Source organism: Streptomyces sp. CAU 1734, assembly GCF_039888735.1.
In the GTDB taxonomy this organism is placed as follows: Bacteria; Actinomycetota; Actinomycetes; order Streptomycetales; family Streptomycetaceae; genus Streptomyces.
Genome location: NZ_JBDQQP010000009.1, coordinates 253,153 through 268,849 on the forward strand (window position 1 = coordinate 253,153; position 15,697 = coordinate 268,849).

Genomic DNA, 15,697 nt, shown 5'->3' on the forward strand with positions numbered 1-15,697 from the left:
GGCGTCCGGGGCGGATGCGGTTCCGTTGTCGTACCCGGCCGTTACTCTCGCTCGTATGGCTCTCAACACGTCCCCCGACGCCCCCCTCCCCGTCGGCGAGGTGTCCCGGCTGATCGGCGGATGGATCGACCGGCTCGGGGCGGTCTGGGTGGAGGGGCAGATCACCCAGCTGTCCCGGCGGCCCGGAGCGGGGGTCGTCTTCCTGACCCTGCGGGATCCGTCGTACGACATCTCGGTGGGGGTCACCTGCTATCGGCAGGTGTTCGACGCCGTGGCCGACATCGTGGCGGAGGGCGCGCGGGTCGTGGTCCACGCCAAGCCCGAGTGGTACGCGCCCCGCGGACAGCTCTCCCTGCGGGCCGTGGAGATACGGCCGGTCGGGATCGGGGAGCTGCTCGCCCGGCTGGAGCAGCTCAAGCGGTCGCTGGGGGCGGAGGGGCTCTTCGCCGCCGACCGCAAGAAGGCGCTGCCGTTCCTGCCGCACCGGATCGGGCTGGTCTGCGGGCGCGCCTCGGCCGCCGAGCGGGATGTTCTGGAGAATGCGCGGCGCCGCTGGCCGGCCGTCCGCTTCGAGGTGCGCAATGTCGCGGTGCAGGGTGTTCACGCGGTGACCCAGGTCGTCCGGGCGGTCAAGGAGCTGGACGCCCTCCCCGAGGTGGATGTGATCATCGTGGCGCGCGGCGGCGGCAGTGTGGAGGATCTGCTGCCGTTCTCCGACGAGGAGCTGGTGCGCACCGTCGCCGGCTGCCGTACGCCGGTGGTGTCGGCGATCGGCCACGAGCCGGATGCCCCGCTGCTCGACCTCGTCGCCGATCTGCGGGCCTCTACCCCGACCGACGCGGCCAAGAAGGTCGTCCCCGATGTGGGCGAGGAGCTGGAGCGGGTGCGCCTGCTGCGGGACCGCTCGCTGCGGACGGTGCGCGCGCTGCTCGACCGCGAGGAGCGGGGGCTGGCCCACACCCTGGCCCGTCCGTCGATGGAGCGTCCGCACCGGATGGTGGACGAGCGGGCGGCGGAGGCGGAGGCGCTGCTGGCGCGGAGCCGGCGGGTGCTGGGGCATCTGCTGGACCGGGCCGAGTCGGAGCTGGCCCACACCCGGGCCCGGGTGGTGTCGCTCTCCCCGGCCGCGACCCTGGAGCGCGGCTACGCGGTGCTCCAGCGGGCGGACGGTTCGGTGGTGCGCTCCCCGGAGGAGGTGTCCGGCGGCGACGAGCTGCGGGCGCGGGTGTCGGAGGGCGAATTCGGCGTACGGGTCACGGAGTGAGCGGGCCCGCGGCCCTGTGCGCGCGGGGTGTCCCGCCGGCCGGTTCCCGGTCACCGGCGCCATGCCCCCGAAAGACCGCCGGAATCCCCGGCATTCCCAACATCCCCGATATCCCCGATATCCCCGAAAGAGAAGACATCACATGACTGCCGGCACGGACGACGAGACCACGCTCGGGTATGAGCAGGCGAGGGACGAGCTGATCGAGGTCGTACGCCGGCTGGAGGCGGGCGGCACGACCCTGGAGGAGTCGCTGGCGCTCTGGGAGCGGGGCGAGGAGCTGGCGAAGGTCTGCCGCCACTGGCTGGAGGGCGCCCGCGCCCGGCTGGACGCGGCGCTGACCGGCTCCTCCGGCCCGTCGGACTCATCGGCCTCCCCGGACGAGGACGCGCCGGGGAGGTGACGTCCCGGGCCCCGGCGACACCCCTTCCGACCTGGGGTGGAGGGTCCGGCCGGGTGTGAGGTGCCTCACGGCGCGGATTTAGTTGAAATTTAATCCACTGCGCTACGGTTGCACCCGGTCGTACATCCCCACCGCCCCGAAAGGTGCGCCAGCATGTCCCTCGTCCTTGACCCCACCGCTCAGGATCTCCTCTTCCGCGAGGCCCGGACCGCCAACACGTTCACCGACGAGCCGGTGACCGACGAGCAGGTGCAGGCGATCTACGACCTCGTCAAGTTCGGCCCGACGGCCTTCAACCAGAACCCGCTCCGGGTGGTGCTCGTCCGCTCGGCCGAGGCCCGCGAGCGCCTGGTCCCCCACATGTGGGAGGGCAACCAGGCCAAGACCGGCACCGCCCCGCTGGTCGCCGTCCTCGCCGCCGACAATGAGTTCCACGAGGAGCTGCCGGAGCTGCTTCCGCACTTCCCGCAGGCCAAGGACGTCTTCTTCGCCGAGCGCCCGGTCCGCGAGGAGGCCGCGAGCCTCAATGCCGCGCTCCAGGCCGCGTACTTCATCGTCGGCGTCCGTGCCGCCGGCCTGGCCGCCGGACCGATGACCGGCTTCGACTTCGCGGGCGTCCAGAAGGAGTTCCTGGACGAGGACCACACCCCGCTGATGATCGTCAACATCGGGCGCCCGGGCGAGGACGCCTCCTTCCCGCGCAGCCCGCGGCTCGCCTACGACAGCGTGGTCACCACCGTCTGACCCGCCCGGCGCGAGCCGGCGCACCGCGCATACGGGACAGGGCCGCCGCACCGATGAGGTGCGGCGGCCCTGTGCCGTGCCGTGCCGTGCCGTGCCGTGCTGTGCTGTGCTGTGCACGGAAACGATCCCGGCGGCCGTGCGGACAGCCGGGAGGGCGGTCAGGAGGACGGGGCCGGCTGCGGCCGCGGCGCCTCCAGCGCCTCCGCCATCTCCGTCAGCCGCTCCAGCGGCGCCGTGCCGGTCACCACCGTCGTGGCCCCCTTCTCCACGCGCACCAGGGCGTCGTACTTCGGCCCCTCCCAGCGCTGCCAGGTCTCGCCCGCCACCTGCCGGGTCTTCCCGGTGTCCGCCGCGTCGTGGGTGACCTTCGCGATGAACTTGGCGCTCGGTCCGGTCGACTGCTCGACCGCCACATACTCCCGGTCCGGGTCGAGGAAACCGAGGTGCCAGGCGTTGGCGGCCATCCGGTCGTACTCCACGGAGGTCGCCCGCCACCCCTTGTCCAGCCCCTGCGGCGCCAGCACCGGATACGGCGCGGCGCGCTGTGCCGTGACCAGCTCGATCCGGTAGTCCACCACCCTGGTCGGGTCCTTGTCCTCGTCACGCGGGAGAACCACGTAAATGGTCCCGACGACGGCACCGATGGCCGCCATCGAAAGGATCATGTCCCGAACTGTCTGCTTGCCTCGCATACCTGCCACGGGACCATCGTCGCATCCATGGGTCGCGCTCAAACGTGGGCCCCACCGCTCATTCTGTCGGCCTGCGGATAGAGTTGTTCACACCCTCAGTTTTTCCGGTCGTCGCCGTACAGAAAGGTGCGCTCCGATGTCCGAGCACAACCTCCCGTCCCAGCTAGAGGTCTCTCCCGAAGCCCCGGACCGCAATCTGGCACTGGAACTGGTCCGTGTCACCGAAGCCGCCGCCATGGCCGCCGGGCGGTGGACCGGGCGCGGCGACAAGAACGGCGCCGACGGGGCCGCGGTCAAAGCCATGCGCACCCTGGTCCACACCGTCTCGATGAATGGCGTTGTCGTCATCGGCGAAGGCGAGAAGGACGAAGCGCCGATGCTCTTCAACGGAGAGCACATCGGCGACGGAACCGGCGCCGAATGCGATATCGCCGTCGACCCGATCGACGGCACCACCCTGGCCGCCAAGGGAATGCCGAACGCCATCGCGGTACTGGCCGCCGCCGACCGGGGGGCCATGTTCGACCCCTCGGCGGTCTTCTACATGGACAAGCTCGTCACCGGCCCCGAGGCGGCCGAATTCGTCGACATCAACGCCCCCGTGTCGGTCAACATCCGGCGCGTGGCCAAGGCCAAGAGCTCCGCCCCCGAGGACGTGACGGTGGTCATCCTCGACCGGCCGCGCCACGAGGGCATCGTCAAGGAGATCCGCGAGACGGGCGCGCGGATCAAGTTCATCTCGGACGGCGATGTCGCCGGCGCCATCATGGCGGTCCGGGACGGCACCGGCGTCGACATGCTCATGGGCATCGGCGGCACCCCGGAGGGCATCATCACCGCCTGCGCCATCAAGTGCCTCGGCGGAACGATTCAGGGCAAGCTCTGGCCCAAGGACGACGCCGAGCGCCGGCGGGCCCTCGACGCCGGCCACGACCTGGACCGGGTGCTGCTCACGGACGATCTCGTCCGGGGCGACAACGTCTTCTTCGTCGCGACCGGCATCACCGACGGCGAGCTCCTGCGCGGGGTGCGGTACCGCGCGGAGACCGCGACGACCCAGTCGCTGGTGATGCGCTCCAAGTCGGGCACCATCCGGCAGATCGACTCGACGCACAAGCTGTCGAAGCTGCGCGCGTACAGCGCGGTGGACTTCGACCGCGCGCAGTAGCGCGGAGACGCGGGCGGGAAGACGGGAGGGGCCGGCCGGGTGCGACGGGCGGCCCCTCCCGGCCGTCGGCGTCACGCGGGGAGCCGGACCATGCCCCGGCCGTACGGCACCCGCTCGCGGCGGCACCGGACGGACGGACACGGACACGGCGAACTCAGGGTGCGCGCCGCACCCGTACAGCGGCTTCGGCGCGCGCACCCGTGCGCGGGCATGCCGGACCCCGGACACCCCGCGCCGTCACACTCGCACCCCCTGACACAGGGGATGCGCACAACTACCGAACGTGTCCGCCACTAGGCAGCGGACTGCGACTTCTTGACATCGACATCCCGCCTCCTGCGCCGCGCCAGCACCACCCGGCGCTCGGCGGCGGTCAGGCCGCCCCACACCCCGTACGGCTCGGGCTGGAGCAGGGCGTGTTCCCGGCACTCGACCATCACCGGGCAGCGGGCGCAGACCCGCTTCGCGGCCTCCTCGCGCGACAGCCGTGCGGCCGTTGGCTCCTTGGAGGGTGCGAAGAACAGGCCGGCCTCGTCACGCCGGCACACCGCCTCCGCGTGCCAGGGCCCGTCCTGGTCTTCCCTCGCGGGTACCCGCTGGGGCGGAACAGCGGTCACCTGCAAGGACTGGTACGGCAGTTGCAGCACGGTCTACTCCTGACGACGGCTTCGCGAGCGAGAGACGATGCAGCTGTCCCTACCCGCTGTGCGCACGCCTATTCACTGAGTGGCGTCCGGTTCCGGGGCACGGAACCGCGCACCGGCGCTCACGACCGGAAAACACTCCGGGGCGCTGCTGTCAGCCCAGGTATTTGCGCAGGCGGCGCTGGAGGTCGGAAACGCGCCGTCCGCGCTTCGGTTTGGCCTCCACATTGCCGAAAACGGAGTAGCCGTTCACCACGACGACCGGGGCGTCCGGGTGGACCGCCTCCAGACCGCGCACCTCGAAATTACCGAAAACTCCATTGCCATTGCCACGGAGAGTGATGTTTTCGGGAACCGTGACCTCGACATTCCCGAAAATCGTGGTCGCGTCGATCACCGTGACCCGCTGCTCGAACATCGCCTCGGTGAGATCGATCTCCACATTCCCGAAGAGCGCGAAAACCTTGGTGCGGCGGCCGACCCGCCAGCGGCCCTTCCGGGTCGTGCTGGAGAAGACGGCGATCAGATTCTCCGCCTCCCCCTCGGCCTCCCCCGGCCCGTGGGCGTACGCGCCCGGCTCGGCGTCCTTCCGCGCCCGGGGCAGGTCGCCGACGATCGGCTGGAGCTCGCCCACGGTCTTGGCGCGGTAGACCGCATCGATGCGCTCGGAGTGCTCCTCGGGGTCCAGACGGCCCTCCGCCAGCGCGTCCCGGAGGATGTCGGCGATCCGGTCGCGGTCCGCGTCGGAGGCGCGCAGGGCGTCCGCGGGGCGCGCGGCGGGGCGGGGCTCGGCGGGGACGACGGGTTTCGGGGGCTGCTTTTCGAGGTCCACGGACTCAGGGTATCCAAACGCGATAGATCGCGACTAGGGGCAACACCGCCCGCAACCCCGCCGAACCGGCCCGCGGGCATGTCTCAAGTGAGCCTTACCTCACCTCGGACGGCGCACCGGCGCGTTCTACGCTGGGAAACCGCGCCGCTCTCCGGCAGCAAGCCCGTGGAACCCTTCGAGTCCGTCGAGTGAGGAATGGCCCCATGTCCCCTGAATCCTGTCCGTCCGAGGCGGCTGCTCCCCGTCCCCTCGCCCCTGGGTTCGCCTACTCCGAACTGCTCCCGCTCGGTCCCGACACCACGCCCTACCGGCTGGTGACCTCCGAGGGCGTCTCCACCTTCGAGGCGGACGGGCGCACCTTCCTCAAGGTCGAGCCGGAGGCGCTGCGCACCCTGGCGGCCGAGGCCATGCACGACATCTCGCACTATCTGCGGCCGGCCCACCTCGCCCAGCTCCGCCGGATCGTGGACGACCCCGAGGCGTCCTCGAACGACAAGTTCGTCGCGCTCGATCTGCTCAAGAACGCCAATATCGCGGCGGCCGGGGTCCTCCCCATGTGCCAGGACACCGGCACGGCGATCGTGATGGGCAAGCGCGGCCAGAACGTCCTCACCGCGGGCGGCGACGAGGAGGCCCTCTCGCTGGGCGTCTTCGACGCGTACACCAAGCTCAATCTGCGCTACTCGCAGATGGCCCCGCTCACCATGTGGGAGGAGAAGAACACCGGCTCCAATCTGCCCGCGCAGATCGAGCTGTACGCGACCGACGGCGGCGCCTACAAGTTCCTCTTCATGGCCAAGGGCGGCGGCTCGGCCAACAAGTCCTTCCTCTACCAGGAGACCAAGGCCGTCCTCAACGAGGCGTCCATGATGACCTTCCTGGAGCAGAAGATCCGCTCCCTCGGCACGGCCGCCTGCCCGCCGTACCACCTCGCGATCGTGGTCGGCGGCACCTCCGCGGAGTTCGCGCTCAAGACCGCGAAGTACGCCTCCGCGCACTACCTGGACGAGCTGCCGGCCGAGGGCTCGCCGACCGGGCACGGCTTCCGGGACAAGGAGCTGGAGGAGAAGGTCTTCGAGCTCACCCAGCGGATCGGCATCGGCGCGCAGTTCGGCGGCAAGTACTTCTGCCACGACGTCCGCGTCGTGCGGCTGCCCCGGCACGGCGCCTCGCTGCCGGTCGCCATCGCCGTCTCCTGCTCGGCCGACCGCCAGGCCGTCGCGAAGATCACCGCGGAGGGGGTCTTCCTGGAGGAGCTGGAGAGGGACCCGGCGCGGTTCCTGCCGGACACCACGGACGAGCACCTGAGCGAGAACGCCGAGCGCGCCGGGAACACCGCGGACGATGTCGTGCGGATCGACCTCAACCGGCCGATGGACGAGATCCTGGCCGAGCTGACCAAGTACCCGGTCAAGACGCGGCTCTCGCTCACCGGACCGCTGGTGGTCGCGCGCGACATCGCGCACGCGAAGATCAAGGAGCGGCTCGACGCGGGCGAGGAGATGCCGCAGTACCTCAAGGACCACCCGGTCTACTACGCCGGCCCCGCGAAGACTCCCGAGGGGTACGCCTCCGGCTCCTTCGGCCCGACCACCGCCGGGCGGATGGACTCCTATGTGGCGCAGTTCCAGGCCGCGGGCGGCTCCAGGGTGATGCTCGCCAAGGGCAACCGCAGCAAGCAGGTGACGGACGCCTGCGGGGAGCACGGCGGCTTCTACCTGGGGTCCATCGGCGGTCCGGCGGCGCGGCTGGCGCAGGACTGCATCAAGAAGGTCGAGGTCGTGGAGTACGAGGAGCTGGGGATGGAGGCGGTGTGGCGGATCGAGGTGGAGGACTTCCCCGCGTTCATCGTCGTGGACGACAAGGGGAACGACTTCTTCACGGAGCCGGCTCCGGCGCCGACGTTCACGTCGATTCCGGTGCGGGGGCCGGGGCTGGTCTGACCGGCCGGCAGGCGGGTCCGGGGCGCGCGCCCCGGCCCCCTCGCGGGGGCTGCGCCCCCGTGCCCCCATTCCTCCGTCGCCGGACGGCCCGGTTCGCGCGTCCCGGCCGGGCTTGGCGTCCCGGCCGGACGGCTCGGTTCGTCAGGCGAAACGCTGGTTCGCCGTGCCCGCGCACGGGCTGAGCCGCAGCGGGGACCTCGCCGAGGGCAGTGTCACGCACAGCTCCCTCGCCCGCTCCGGGCGGATCGTGGCGCCGTCCTTCACGAAGCGCTGGTTCTCGGCGCCGGAGCAGTCCCAGATGATCGGCTCGGCACCCGGGCGGTAGTCGGCCCGGGGGATGTCCAGGCAGCGGTCCTGGGTCAGCTCGGTGTGGATCGAGCGGGCGGCCGGGTCGTACCACCAGCCCTGGTTGCGGCCTCCGTGGCAGTCCCAGCCGGTGACCGGGGTGCCGTTGCGGGTCACCGAGGCGGGGACGTCCGCGCAGGTGCCCGTGGCCTCGTTCCGGAGCGGGCGGAAGAGGTCGTCCCAGGCTCCGGGGCGGAGCACCGGGCGGGCGGCCGAGGAGACATCCGCGCAACTGGCCTCGCGGAGCCCGGAGTCGTACAGCTGGGTGAGGCAGGAGGCGAAGGCGGCGTGGCCGCGCGCGTTGGGGTGGAAGGACTGGCGGGCCGAGTTGGCGTCCGGCGGGATGGGGTTGGAGACGTCCAGGTACAGACCGCGGGCCCAGGTGTTCTGGGTACAGACCTCATGGCCGTGGAAGAGGCGTGAGTTGTCGAGGTGGATCGCGCCGGTGGCGCGGGCCGCGGCCCGGATGCCGCGTTCGAAGACGGGGACGGCGGTGTTGCGGGCCCAGACGGTGTCGGAGTCGTAGCCCATGCCGCCGCAGATCAGCTTGCCCGGGAAATCCGGGTTGTCGCGGAAGTCGGGGCCGATCGGGCCGGGGTAGCTCATCACCACGAGCTTGTAGTCGCCGTCGGCGTACCCGGCGTCCGTCATCACGGTGCGCAGATCGCGGACGGTCTGCTCGACCTTGGGACGCAGACCGTCCACCCTGGCCTGCCAGCCGGGGGCGTACTTCGGCTCGCAGGGGCCCTGGAGGGTGACATAGCGGACGACGCAGTCGGTCATCACCGGGCCGAACTGGAGGTCGTCATTGGCGCCCGCGACCAGCAGGACCATCTTGATCCGGGTGTTGCGGGCCTTGACGGCGAGATTGTCGCTCTGGACCAGCTCGTCGGCGTACTGCTTCGTCCCGCCGATCCGGATGTTCCCGGTGTGGGCTCCCGAGCAGGAGACGTTCCAGGTCACATCGGCCGGGATGCCGGTGCGGTGGATCGCGGCCCCGGGCGAGCGGTGGCACCAGTTGTCGGGCCCGTTGGTGCCGGGCTCGTAGTCCCCGATGCCCTCGCCCGAGATCTCGCTGTCGCCGAGCGAGATCAGCCCGGTGCGGCGGTCGGCGAGGGGCCGTTCGGCGGGGCTGCCGTAGAGCTTGACGGCCTCGGCGGCCCGGATGGCCTCCAGCGCGGGCGGCAGCGGTACGGAGGCGCGGGGCGCTGCCCCGGGCTCGGGGGGTAATGCCCCGGCGGGGCTCGCGAGCCCCAGCAGTGCGGTGACGGCCAGCGCGGCGCCGGCCGCGACGGTACGGCGGAAACGGTGTCCCGTGTGTCCCACGGTGCCTCCCCTGTTCTTGGTTACCCCCGGTATTTACTGGTCGGTAGCGCGAATGGGAATAGGGGCGGCAGCACCAATGCTCATCCCTGTGCGGGACCAAAAGGCATCAGGAGTCCCGCACAGGACTCTCACAGGAGGCAGTTCAGCGATGACCGACGCCGGAGACGACTACCGCATCGAGCACGACTCCATGGGCGAGGTGCGGGTGCCCGCGCATGCCAAGTGGCGGGCGCAGACCCAGCGGGCGGTGGAGAACTTCCCGGTGTCGGGGCAGCGTCTGGAGCGGGCGCACATCGCGGCGCTGGCCCGGATCAAGGCGGCGGCGGCGCAGGTCAACGCCGAGCTGGGGGTGGTGGACAAGGACATCGCGGGTGCCATCGCCGATGCCGCGGCGGAGGTCGCGGAGGGGCGCTGGGACGACCATTTCCCGGTGGATGTCTTCCAGACCGGCTCAGGTACCTCCTCGAACATGAATACCAATGAGGTGCTGGCGACCCTCGCGAGCGAGCGCCTCGGCCGGCCCGTCCACCCCAATGACCATGTGAACGCCTCTCAGTCGTCCAACGATGTCTTCCCGTCCTCCATCCACATCGCGGCGACCGGCGCCGTCACGGGCGATCTGATCCCCGCCCTCGGCCGTCTCGCGGCCTCGCTGGAGCGCAAGTCGGCGGAGTTCGCCGAGGTGGTGAAGTCCGGGCGCACCCACCTGATGGACGCCACCCCGGTGACGCTGGGCCAGGAGTTCGGCGGGTACGCCGCCCAGATCCGGTACGGGATCGAGCGGCTGGAGGGGGCGCTGCCCCGGCTGGCCGAACTGCCCCTCGGCGGCACTGCGGTGGGCACCGGGATCAACACACCGCCCGGCTTCTCCGCCGCGGTGATCGCCGAGGTCGCGCGGGCCACCGGGCTGCCGCTGACCGAGGCCCGCGACCACTTCGAGGCACAGGGCGCGCGGGACGCGCTGGTGGAGACCTCCGGCCAGCTCCGCACCGTCGCCGTCTCGCTCACCAAGATCTCCAACGATCTGCGCTGGATGGCGAGCGGTCCGCGCACCGGGCTCGCCGAGATCAATCTGCCCGATCTCCAGCCGGGTTCCTCGATCATGCCGGGCAAGGTCAATCCGGTGATCCCCGAGGCCGTGCTGATGGTGGCCGCGCAGGTGACCGGCAATGACACCACCGTCGCGGTGGCCGGCGCGGCGGGCAACTTCGAACTGAATGTCATGCTCCCGGTGATGGCCAGGAATCTGCTGGAGTCGGTCCGGCTGCTCTCCGCCGCCGCCCGGCTGCTCGCCGACCGCACCGTGGACGGGATCACCGCCAACGCCGAACGGGCCCGGGAGTACGCCGAGTCCTCGCCCTCCGTCGTCACCCCGCTCAACAAGTACATCGGGTACGAGGAGGCCGCCAAGGTCGCCAAGAAATCACTCGCGGAGCGGAGGACGATCCGTGAAGTCGTCCTCGAATCCGGCTACATCGAGCGTGGAGACCTGACCCTGGACCAGCTGGACCAGGCACTTGACGTGCTGCGGATGACGCGCCCGTGAGCCGGATCGCTGCGCGGACGGAGCCGTACTCCTAAAATCTGCTCATGACAGGCACGGAACGCATCGAACGCTGGTCGCCCGGGGACCAGATCCTCTGGCGCTATCGCTGCCATGCCCCGGACCTGACCGGCCATGGCATCGAGATCTGCCGGCCCGTGACGGTCGTCCGGGACACCGACGAGGTGATCGCCGTCTGGATGGCCCCGGGCACGGAGTGCGTCAAGCCGGTGCTCGCGGACGGCACCCCCGTCCACGAGCAGCCGCTCGCCACCCGCTACACGGCACCGCGCACGGTGGTCCGTGACCGCTGGTGGGGCACGGGAGTGCTCAAGCTCGCCCGGCCCGGGGAGCCCTGGTCGGTCTGGCTGTTCTGGGATCCCGGCTGGCAGTTCAAGAGCTGGTACGTCAACCTCGAGGAGCCGCGCACCCGGTGGGCGGGCGGAATCGACTCCGAGGATCACTTTCTGGACATCTCGGTCTTTCCGGACCGTCAGTGGGTCTGGCGGGACGAGGACGAGTTCGCCGAGGCCCAGCGGGTGGGGCTGATAGGGCCGGAGAAGGCCCGCCGGGTCCGCTCCGCGGGCCAGGAGGCCCTGGGTGTCATCCAGGAGTGGGGATCGCCCTTCCGGGACGACTGGCAGCGCTGGCGGCCCGATCCCGCCTGGCCCGTACCGGAGCTTCCGGCGGACTGGGCCAGCGTCCCCGCGAGGCTGGCCTCATGAGCCGGTACGGGGCCGCGGCCCGCCCGCGCGGGGGCCGGGAGCGCGCCGCCGCGCCGCCGCCCGGGCATTGACGGAGATCACCCACCCAAGATGTCCGACTCCCGTCGGGGAACTCACACCGGCGCATACGACGTCGTGAGACTCTTGATACGCCCCCTGGGGGCAAACGTAGGATCGTCGTCCGCAGGGCTGCGCCGCCGGTGACCTTCGTCGGTAACCATCGAGCGCAGCACCGGACCTGACCGCAAGTCATCTCAAGTCACTTCTAGGGGGTGGAGCCGTGCCGGATGCCCGCCACCCTGTCGACGCCACCCGCAGAGCGGGTATACCGCCTCACGAGGCGTTCGCATCGCACACCCGGCCCAGACGGACGGAAGCCCACGCGTGACGGAGCAGCCCACCTCCCATGAAGGCCGGCAGCCCTTGGCTGCCCGGCCGCAGGAACGCGCCCGGCCGCGGGCCGAGACGGCGGGCACCGCCGCCGTGCCCGGACCGGCCGTTCCCACGCCCAATGGCCCCCCGCAGGACATGCAGGACCTGGCGGCCACGGCCAAGAGAGAGGGAGACCGGCTGCGCTTCGTCGGAGCCGCCACCCGTCGCATCGCCCGGGGCATAGACCTGGACGAGATCGTGCTGGGGCTGTGCCGGGCCACCGTGCCCACCTTCTCCGACGCGATCCTGGTCTATCTCCGCGATCCGCTGCCGGTGGGCGACGAGCGTCCGGTATCGCCCTTCGTGCTGCGACTGCGCCGGACGGACCGGCTGCGTTTAGCCGATGACACCGCCGACTTCGGCGCCGTCTCGCCCATCGCCGTCATCGACCCGCACAACGACCTCACCCCGGCAGCGGAGCTGTGCGAGGTGCGGTCCGGCGGGGCGCTGTCGGAGGTGCTGCGCGGGGTGCGGCCCGTCTTCGGCGACTCCGCGGCGGCCCGTGCCGCGCTGCCGGAGCTGCTGGGCGCGGACCGGACCGTGCCCAACGGGCACCGGGCGATCCTCGCCCCGCTGCGCGGGCGGCGGCGGGTGATCGGGGCGGCCGTCTTTCTGCGCCGTCCGGACCGGCCCGCCTTCGAGCCGAACGACCTGCTGGTCGCGGCGCAGCTCGCCACCCACACCGCGCTGGGCATCGACAAGGCGGTGCTGTACGGGCGGGAGGCGTACATCGCGGACGAGCTCCAGCGCACCATGCTGCCCGAGGGGCTGCCGCAGCCGACCGGTGTGCGGCTCGCCTCGCGCTATCTCCCGGCGGCGGAGACGGCCCGGGTCGGCGGCGACTGGTACGACGCGATCCCGCTGCCCGGCAGCCGGGTGGCGCTGGTGGTCGGCGATGTCATGGGGCACTCGATGACCTCGGCGGCGATCATGGGCCAGCTGCGGACCACGGCGCAGACACTGGCGGGGCTCGATCTGCCGCCGCAGGAGGTTCTGCACCATCTGGACGAGCAGGCCCAGCGGCTCGGCCATGACCGCATGGCCACCTGCATGTACGCGGTGTACGACCCGGTCTCGCACCGGATCACCATCGCCAACGCCGGGCATCCGCCGCCGGTGCTGCTCCATCTGGGCGGCCGGGCGGAGGTGCTCCGGGTGCCGCCCGGGGCGCCGATCGGGGTCGGCGGGGTGGACTTCGAGGCGGTGGAGCTGGACGCACCGGCCGGGGCGACCCTGCTGCTCTACACGGACGGCCTGGTCGAGTCACGGCTGCGGGATGTGTGGACCGGTATCGAGCAGTTGCGGGAGCGGCTCGCCGCCACCGCGCAGCTCACCGGTCCGGACCATTCACCGCCGCTGGAAGCGCTCTGTGACGATGTGCTGGACATGCTCGGACCGGGTGACCGGGACGACGACATCGCCCTGCTCGCCGCCCGGTTCGACGGGATCGCGCCGAGCGATGTCGCCTACTGGTTCCTGGAGCCGGAGGACGCCGCTCCCGGGCGGGCCCGGCGGCTCGCCCGGCGGGCGCTCTCCCGCTGGGGTCTGGAGGAGCTGAGCGACGCGGTGGAGCTGCTGGTCAGCGAGGTGGTGACCAATGCCGTGCGGTATGCCGAGCGGCCGGTGACCCTGCGGCTGCTGCGCACCGATGTCCTGCGCTGTGAGGTCGGCGACGACTCGCCGCAGCTTCCCCGGCAGCGGAAGGCGCGCGACACCGACGAGGGCGGACGCGGGCTCTTCCTGGTCAACCGGCTGGCCCGGCGGTGGGGGGCCACCCGGCTCTCCAGCGGCAAGGTGGTCTGGTTCGAGCTGCCGGCGCGGCTCTGACAGCGGGCGGGGGCGGCCGGTCCGCGTACCGCCCCGATCGGGTGCACCACGCGTGACGGGGTTCGGGCGGCTCTTCGGAGCCGCCCTTTCCCTTTGCCCCCGCTCCCCCGGGGCGCGGCCGGCGGCCGGCGGGGTGTTCCCGTCGCGCGGCCGGCCCGGTCAAGTTGCCGACACCTTGTCGGCGACGTTGACTGGGGTACGCGGCCGAAGTGACCACCCCTACTTCCCCCTGGACGGGAGGACGCTCGTGACCGAGTCACCCCCCAAGGCTCCGTACACGACCAACAACGTCGGAATCCCGGTGGCGAGTGACGATCACTCGCTGACCGTCAGCCCCGACGGCCCGGTGCTGCTGCACGACCACTATCTGCTGGAGAAGATGGCCCAGTTCAACCGTGAACGGGTCCCCGAGCGGGTGGTCCATGCCAAGGGCTCCGGAGCGTACGGCTTCTTCGAGGTCACCCACGACGTGAGCCAGTTCACCAAGGCCGATCTCTTCCAGCCGGGCAAGCGCACCGACATGCTGGCGCGCTTCTCCACCGTCGCCGGCGAGCAGGGCACCCCGGACACCTGGCGGGACCCGCGCGGCTTCGCGCTGAAGTTCTACACCGAACACGGCAACTACGATCTGGTCGGAAACAACACCCCGATCTTCTTCATCCGCGACGCGCACAAGTTCACCGACTTCATCCACTCGCAGAAGCGCCATCTGGTGACCGGTCTGCGGAACAACGAGATGCAGTGGGATTTCTGGACCCTCACCCCCGAGACGGCGCACCAGGTCACCTATCTGATGGGCGACCGGGGCATCCCCAAGTCGTACCGCTTCATGAACGGCTATGGCTCGCACACCTATATGTGGGTCAACGGCGGCGGCGAGCGGTTCTGGGTGAAGTATCACTTCATCAGCGATCAGGGCGTCGACTTCCTCACCCAGGCGAAGGCCGATGAGCTCGCCGGCAGCGACGCGGATCTGCACCGGCGGGATCTGCACGAGGCGATCGAGTCGGGCAACGCCCCGAGCTGGACCCTCAGGGTCCAGGTCATGCCCTTCGACGACGCGCCGGATTACCGGTTCAACCCCTTCGATCTGACCAAGGTGTGGCCGCACGGCGACTACCCGCTGATCGAGGTCGGGCGGATGACGCTGAACCGGAATCCGGAGGACTACTTCATCCATATCGAGCAGGCCGCGTTCGAGCCGTCGAATCTGGTGCCCGGCATCGGGGTCTCGCCGGACAAGATGCTGCTGGGCAGGGTCTTCTCCTACCCGGACACCCACCGTTACCGGATCGGGCCGAACTACGCCCAGCTCCCGCCGAACCGGCCGCACTCGGCGGTGAACTCGTACGCCAAGGACGGGCCCATGCGGTACACACCGTCGCAGGTGGCCATGCCGTACGCGCCGAACTCCTTCGGCGGCCCGGCGGCCGATGTGGAGCGGTTCGGTCATCCGCCGGGGTGGGCCAGTGCGGGCGAGATGGTCCACGCGGCGTACACCCTGCGCCGGGACGACGACGACTGGGGGCAGGCGGGCACGCTGGTCCGTGAGGTGATGGACGACGCCGCCCGGGACCGGCTGGTGTCGAATGTCGCCGGGCATCTGAGCGACGGTGTGGGCGGAGCGGTTCTGGACCGGGCGTTCCAGTACTGGCGCAATATCGACCAGACGGTCGGCGACCGGATCGCCAAGCAGGTCAACGGCGGCTGAGAGCGCGTACGACGGCGGGGTCGGCGTGGCGGGCGGCGCGGGGGCCGGAGCGGACGACGGCTGGCTGCTGCTCGGGGCGGACGGCTCCTGGGAGGCGC

13 protein-coding genes are annotated in these 15,697 nt (G+C 71.0%); 9 read left to right on the top strand and 4 right to left on the bottom strand.

What is annotated here, in order from left to right:
* Positions 1–55: 55 nt before the first annotated feature.
* The 3 genes from xseA (at position 56) to AAFN69_RS19255 (ending at position 2,411) form a co-directional block, all read left to right on the top strand.
* Positions 56–1,264 carry an exodeoxyribonuclease VII large subunit gene (gene xseA / locus AAFN69_RS19245; protein ID WP_347729787.1) on the top strand — a complete coding sequence of 403 codons (1,209 nt, stop codon included), beginning with the start codon at positions 56–58 and terminating at the stop codon, positions 1,262–1,264.
* A 142-nt stretch (positions 1,265–1,406) separates the two neighbouring features.
* On the top strand, positions 1,407–1,667 hold the full coding sequence (locus tag AAFN69_RS19250) for an exodeoxyribonuclease VII small subunit (protein ID WP_347729788.1): 261 nt from the start codon (positions 1,407–1,409) through the stop codon (positions 1,665–1,667).
* A gap of 153 nt (positions 1,668–1,820) precedes the next feature.
* A complete protein-coding gene (locus AAFN69_RS19255) occupies positions 1,821–2,411 on the top strand; it encodes a malonic semialdehyde reductase (RefSeq protein WP_347729789.1) in 591 nt (196 codons plus the stop codon).
* 158 nt (positions 2,412–2,569) lie between these two features.
* Here the strand turns inward: AAFN69_RS19255 and AAFN69_RS19260 are convergent, their stop codons facing one another.
* Entirely contained in the window at positions 2,570–3,103 is a 534-nt protein-coding gene (locus tag AAFN69_RS19260) for a DUF4245 domain-containing protein (protein WP_347729921.1), read from the bottom strand.
* Positions 3,104–3,239: 136 nt separating this feature from the next.
* Here AAFN69_RS19260 and glpX point away from each other — a divergent pair, with 136 nt between their 5' ends.
* Entirely contained in the window at positions 3,240–4,271 is a 1,032-nt protein-coding gene (gene glpX, locus AAFN69_RS19265) for a class II fructose-bisphosphatase (RefSeq protein WP_347729790.1), read from the top strand.
* A 293-nt stretch (positions 4,272–4,564) separates the two neighbouring features.
* Here the strand turns inward: glpX and AAFN69_RS19270 are convergent, their stop codons facing one another.
* Both AAFN69_RS19270 and AAFN69_RS19275 read right to left on the bottom strand, forming a co-directional pair.
* Complete coding sequence (locus AAFN69_RS19270; RefSeq protein WP_347729791.1) at positions 4,565–4,918, bottom strand: WhiB family transcriptional regulator; 354 nt, start codon at positions 4,916–4,918, stop codon at positions 4,565–4,567.
* 151 nt (positions 4,919–5,069) lie between these two features.
* Positions 5,070–5,747 carry a DUF1707 domain-containing protein gene (locus AAFN69_RS19275; RefSeq protein WP_347729792.1) on the bottom strand — a complete coding sequence of 226 codons (678 nt, stop codon included), beginning with the start codon at positions 5,745–5,747 and terminating at the stop codon, positions 5,070–5,072.
* A 203-nt stretch (positions 5,748–5,950) separates the two neighbouring features.
* Between AAFN69_RS19275 and AAFN69_RS19280 the strand changes: the two genes are divergently transcribed.
* A complete protein-coding gene (locus tag AAFN69_RS19280; protein WP_347729793.1) occupies positions 5,951–7,690 on the top strand; it encodes a fumarate hydratase in 1,740 nt (579 codons plus the stop codon).
* A gap of 141 nt (positions 7,691–7,831) precedes the next feature.
* Here the strand turns inward: AAFN69_RS19280 and AAFN69_RS19285 are convergent, their stop codons facing one another.
* A complete protein-coding gene (locus AAFN69_RS19285) occupies positions 7,832–9,361 on the bottom strand; it encodes a ricin-type beta-trefoil lectin domain protein (protein ID WP_347729794.1) in 1,530 nt (509 codons plus the stop codon).
* 148 nt (positions 9,362–9,509) lie between these two features.
* On the opposite strand from AAFN69_RS19285, the gene AAFN69_RS19290 reads away from it, so the two are divergent.
* The 4 genes from AAFN69_RS19290 (at position 9,510) to AAFN69_RS19305 (ending at position 15,599) form a co-directional block, all read left to right on the top strand.
* Positions 9,510–10,907, top strand: coding sequence for a class II fumarate hydratase (locus AAFN69_RS19290; protein ID WP_347729795.1), 1,398 nt, complete (start codon positions 9,510–9,512; stop codon positions 10,905–10,907).
* 44 nt (positions 10,908–10,951) lie between these two features.
* Positions 10,952–11,629 (top strand): DUF402 domain-containing protein, encoded by a 678-nt coding sequence (locus AAFN69_RS19295; RefSeq protein WP_347729796.1) that lies wholly within the window; start codon positions 10,952–10,954, stop codon positions 11,627–11,629.
* A 384-nt stretch (positions 11,630–12,013) separates the two neighbouring features.
* A complete protein-coding gene (locus AAFN69_RS19300) occupies positions 12,014–13,888 on the top strand; it encodes a SpoIIE family protein phosphatase (protein WP_347729797.1) in 1,875 nt (624 codons plus the stop codon).
* 247 nt (positions 13,889–14,135) lie between these two features.
* Positions 14,136–15,599, top strand: a complete 1,464-nt coding sequence (locus tag AAFN69_RS19305) for a catalase (RefSeq protein WP_347729798.1) — start codon at positions 14,136–14,138, stop codon at positions 15,597–15,599.
* Positions 15,600–15,697 lie beyond the last annotated feature (98 nt).

Excerpts from the sequence above, each read along its gene's own strand:
- AAFN69_RS19280 (WP_347729793.1), top strand. The coding sequence starts at position 5,951 with ATGTCCCCTGAATCCTGTCCGTCCGAGGCGGCTGCTCCCCGTCCCCTC.
- AAFN69_RS19250 (WP_347729788.1), top strand. The coding sequence starts at position 1,407 with ATGACTGCCGGCACGGACGACGAGACCACGCTCGGGTATGAGCAGGCG.
- xseA (WP_347729787.1), top strand. The coding sequence starts at position 56 with ATGGCTCTCAACACGTCCCCCGACGCCCCCCTCCCCGTCGGCGAGGTG.
- glpX (WP_347729790.1), top strand. The coding sequence starts at position 3,240 with ATGTCCGAGCACAACCTCCCGTCCCAGCTAGAGGTCTCTCCCGAAGCC.
- AAFN69_RS19255 (WP_347729789.1), top strand. The coding sequence starts at position 1,821 with ATGTCCCTCGTCCTTGACCCCACCGCTCAGGATCTCCTCTTCCGCGAG.
- AAFN69_RS19290 (WP_347729795.1), top strand. The coding sequence starts at position 9,510 with ATGACCGACGCCGGAGACGACTACCGCATCGAGCACGACTCCATGGGC.
- AAFN69_RS19295 (WP_347729796.1), top strand. The coding sequence starts at position 10,952 with ATGACAGGCACGGAACGCATCGAACGCTGGTCGCCCGGGGACCAGATC.
- AAFN69_RS19260 (WP_347729921.1), bottom strand. The coding sequence starts at position 3,103 with ATGCGAGGCAAGCAGACAGTTCGGGACATGATCCTTTCGATGGCGGCC.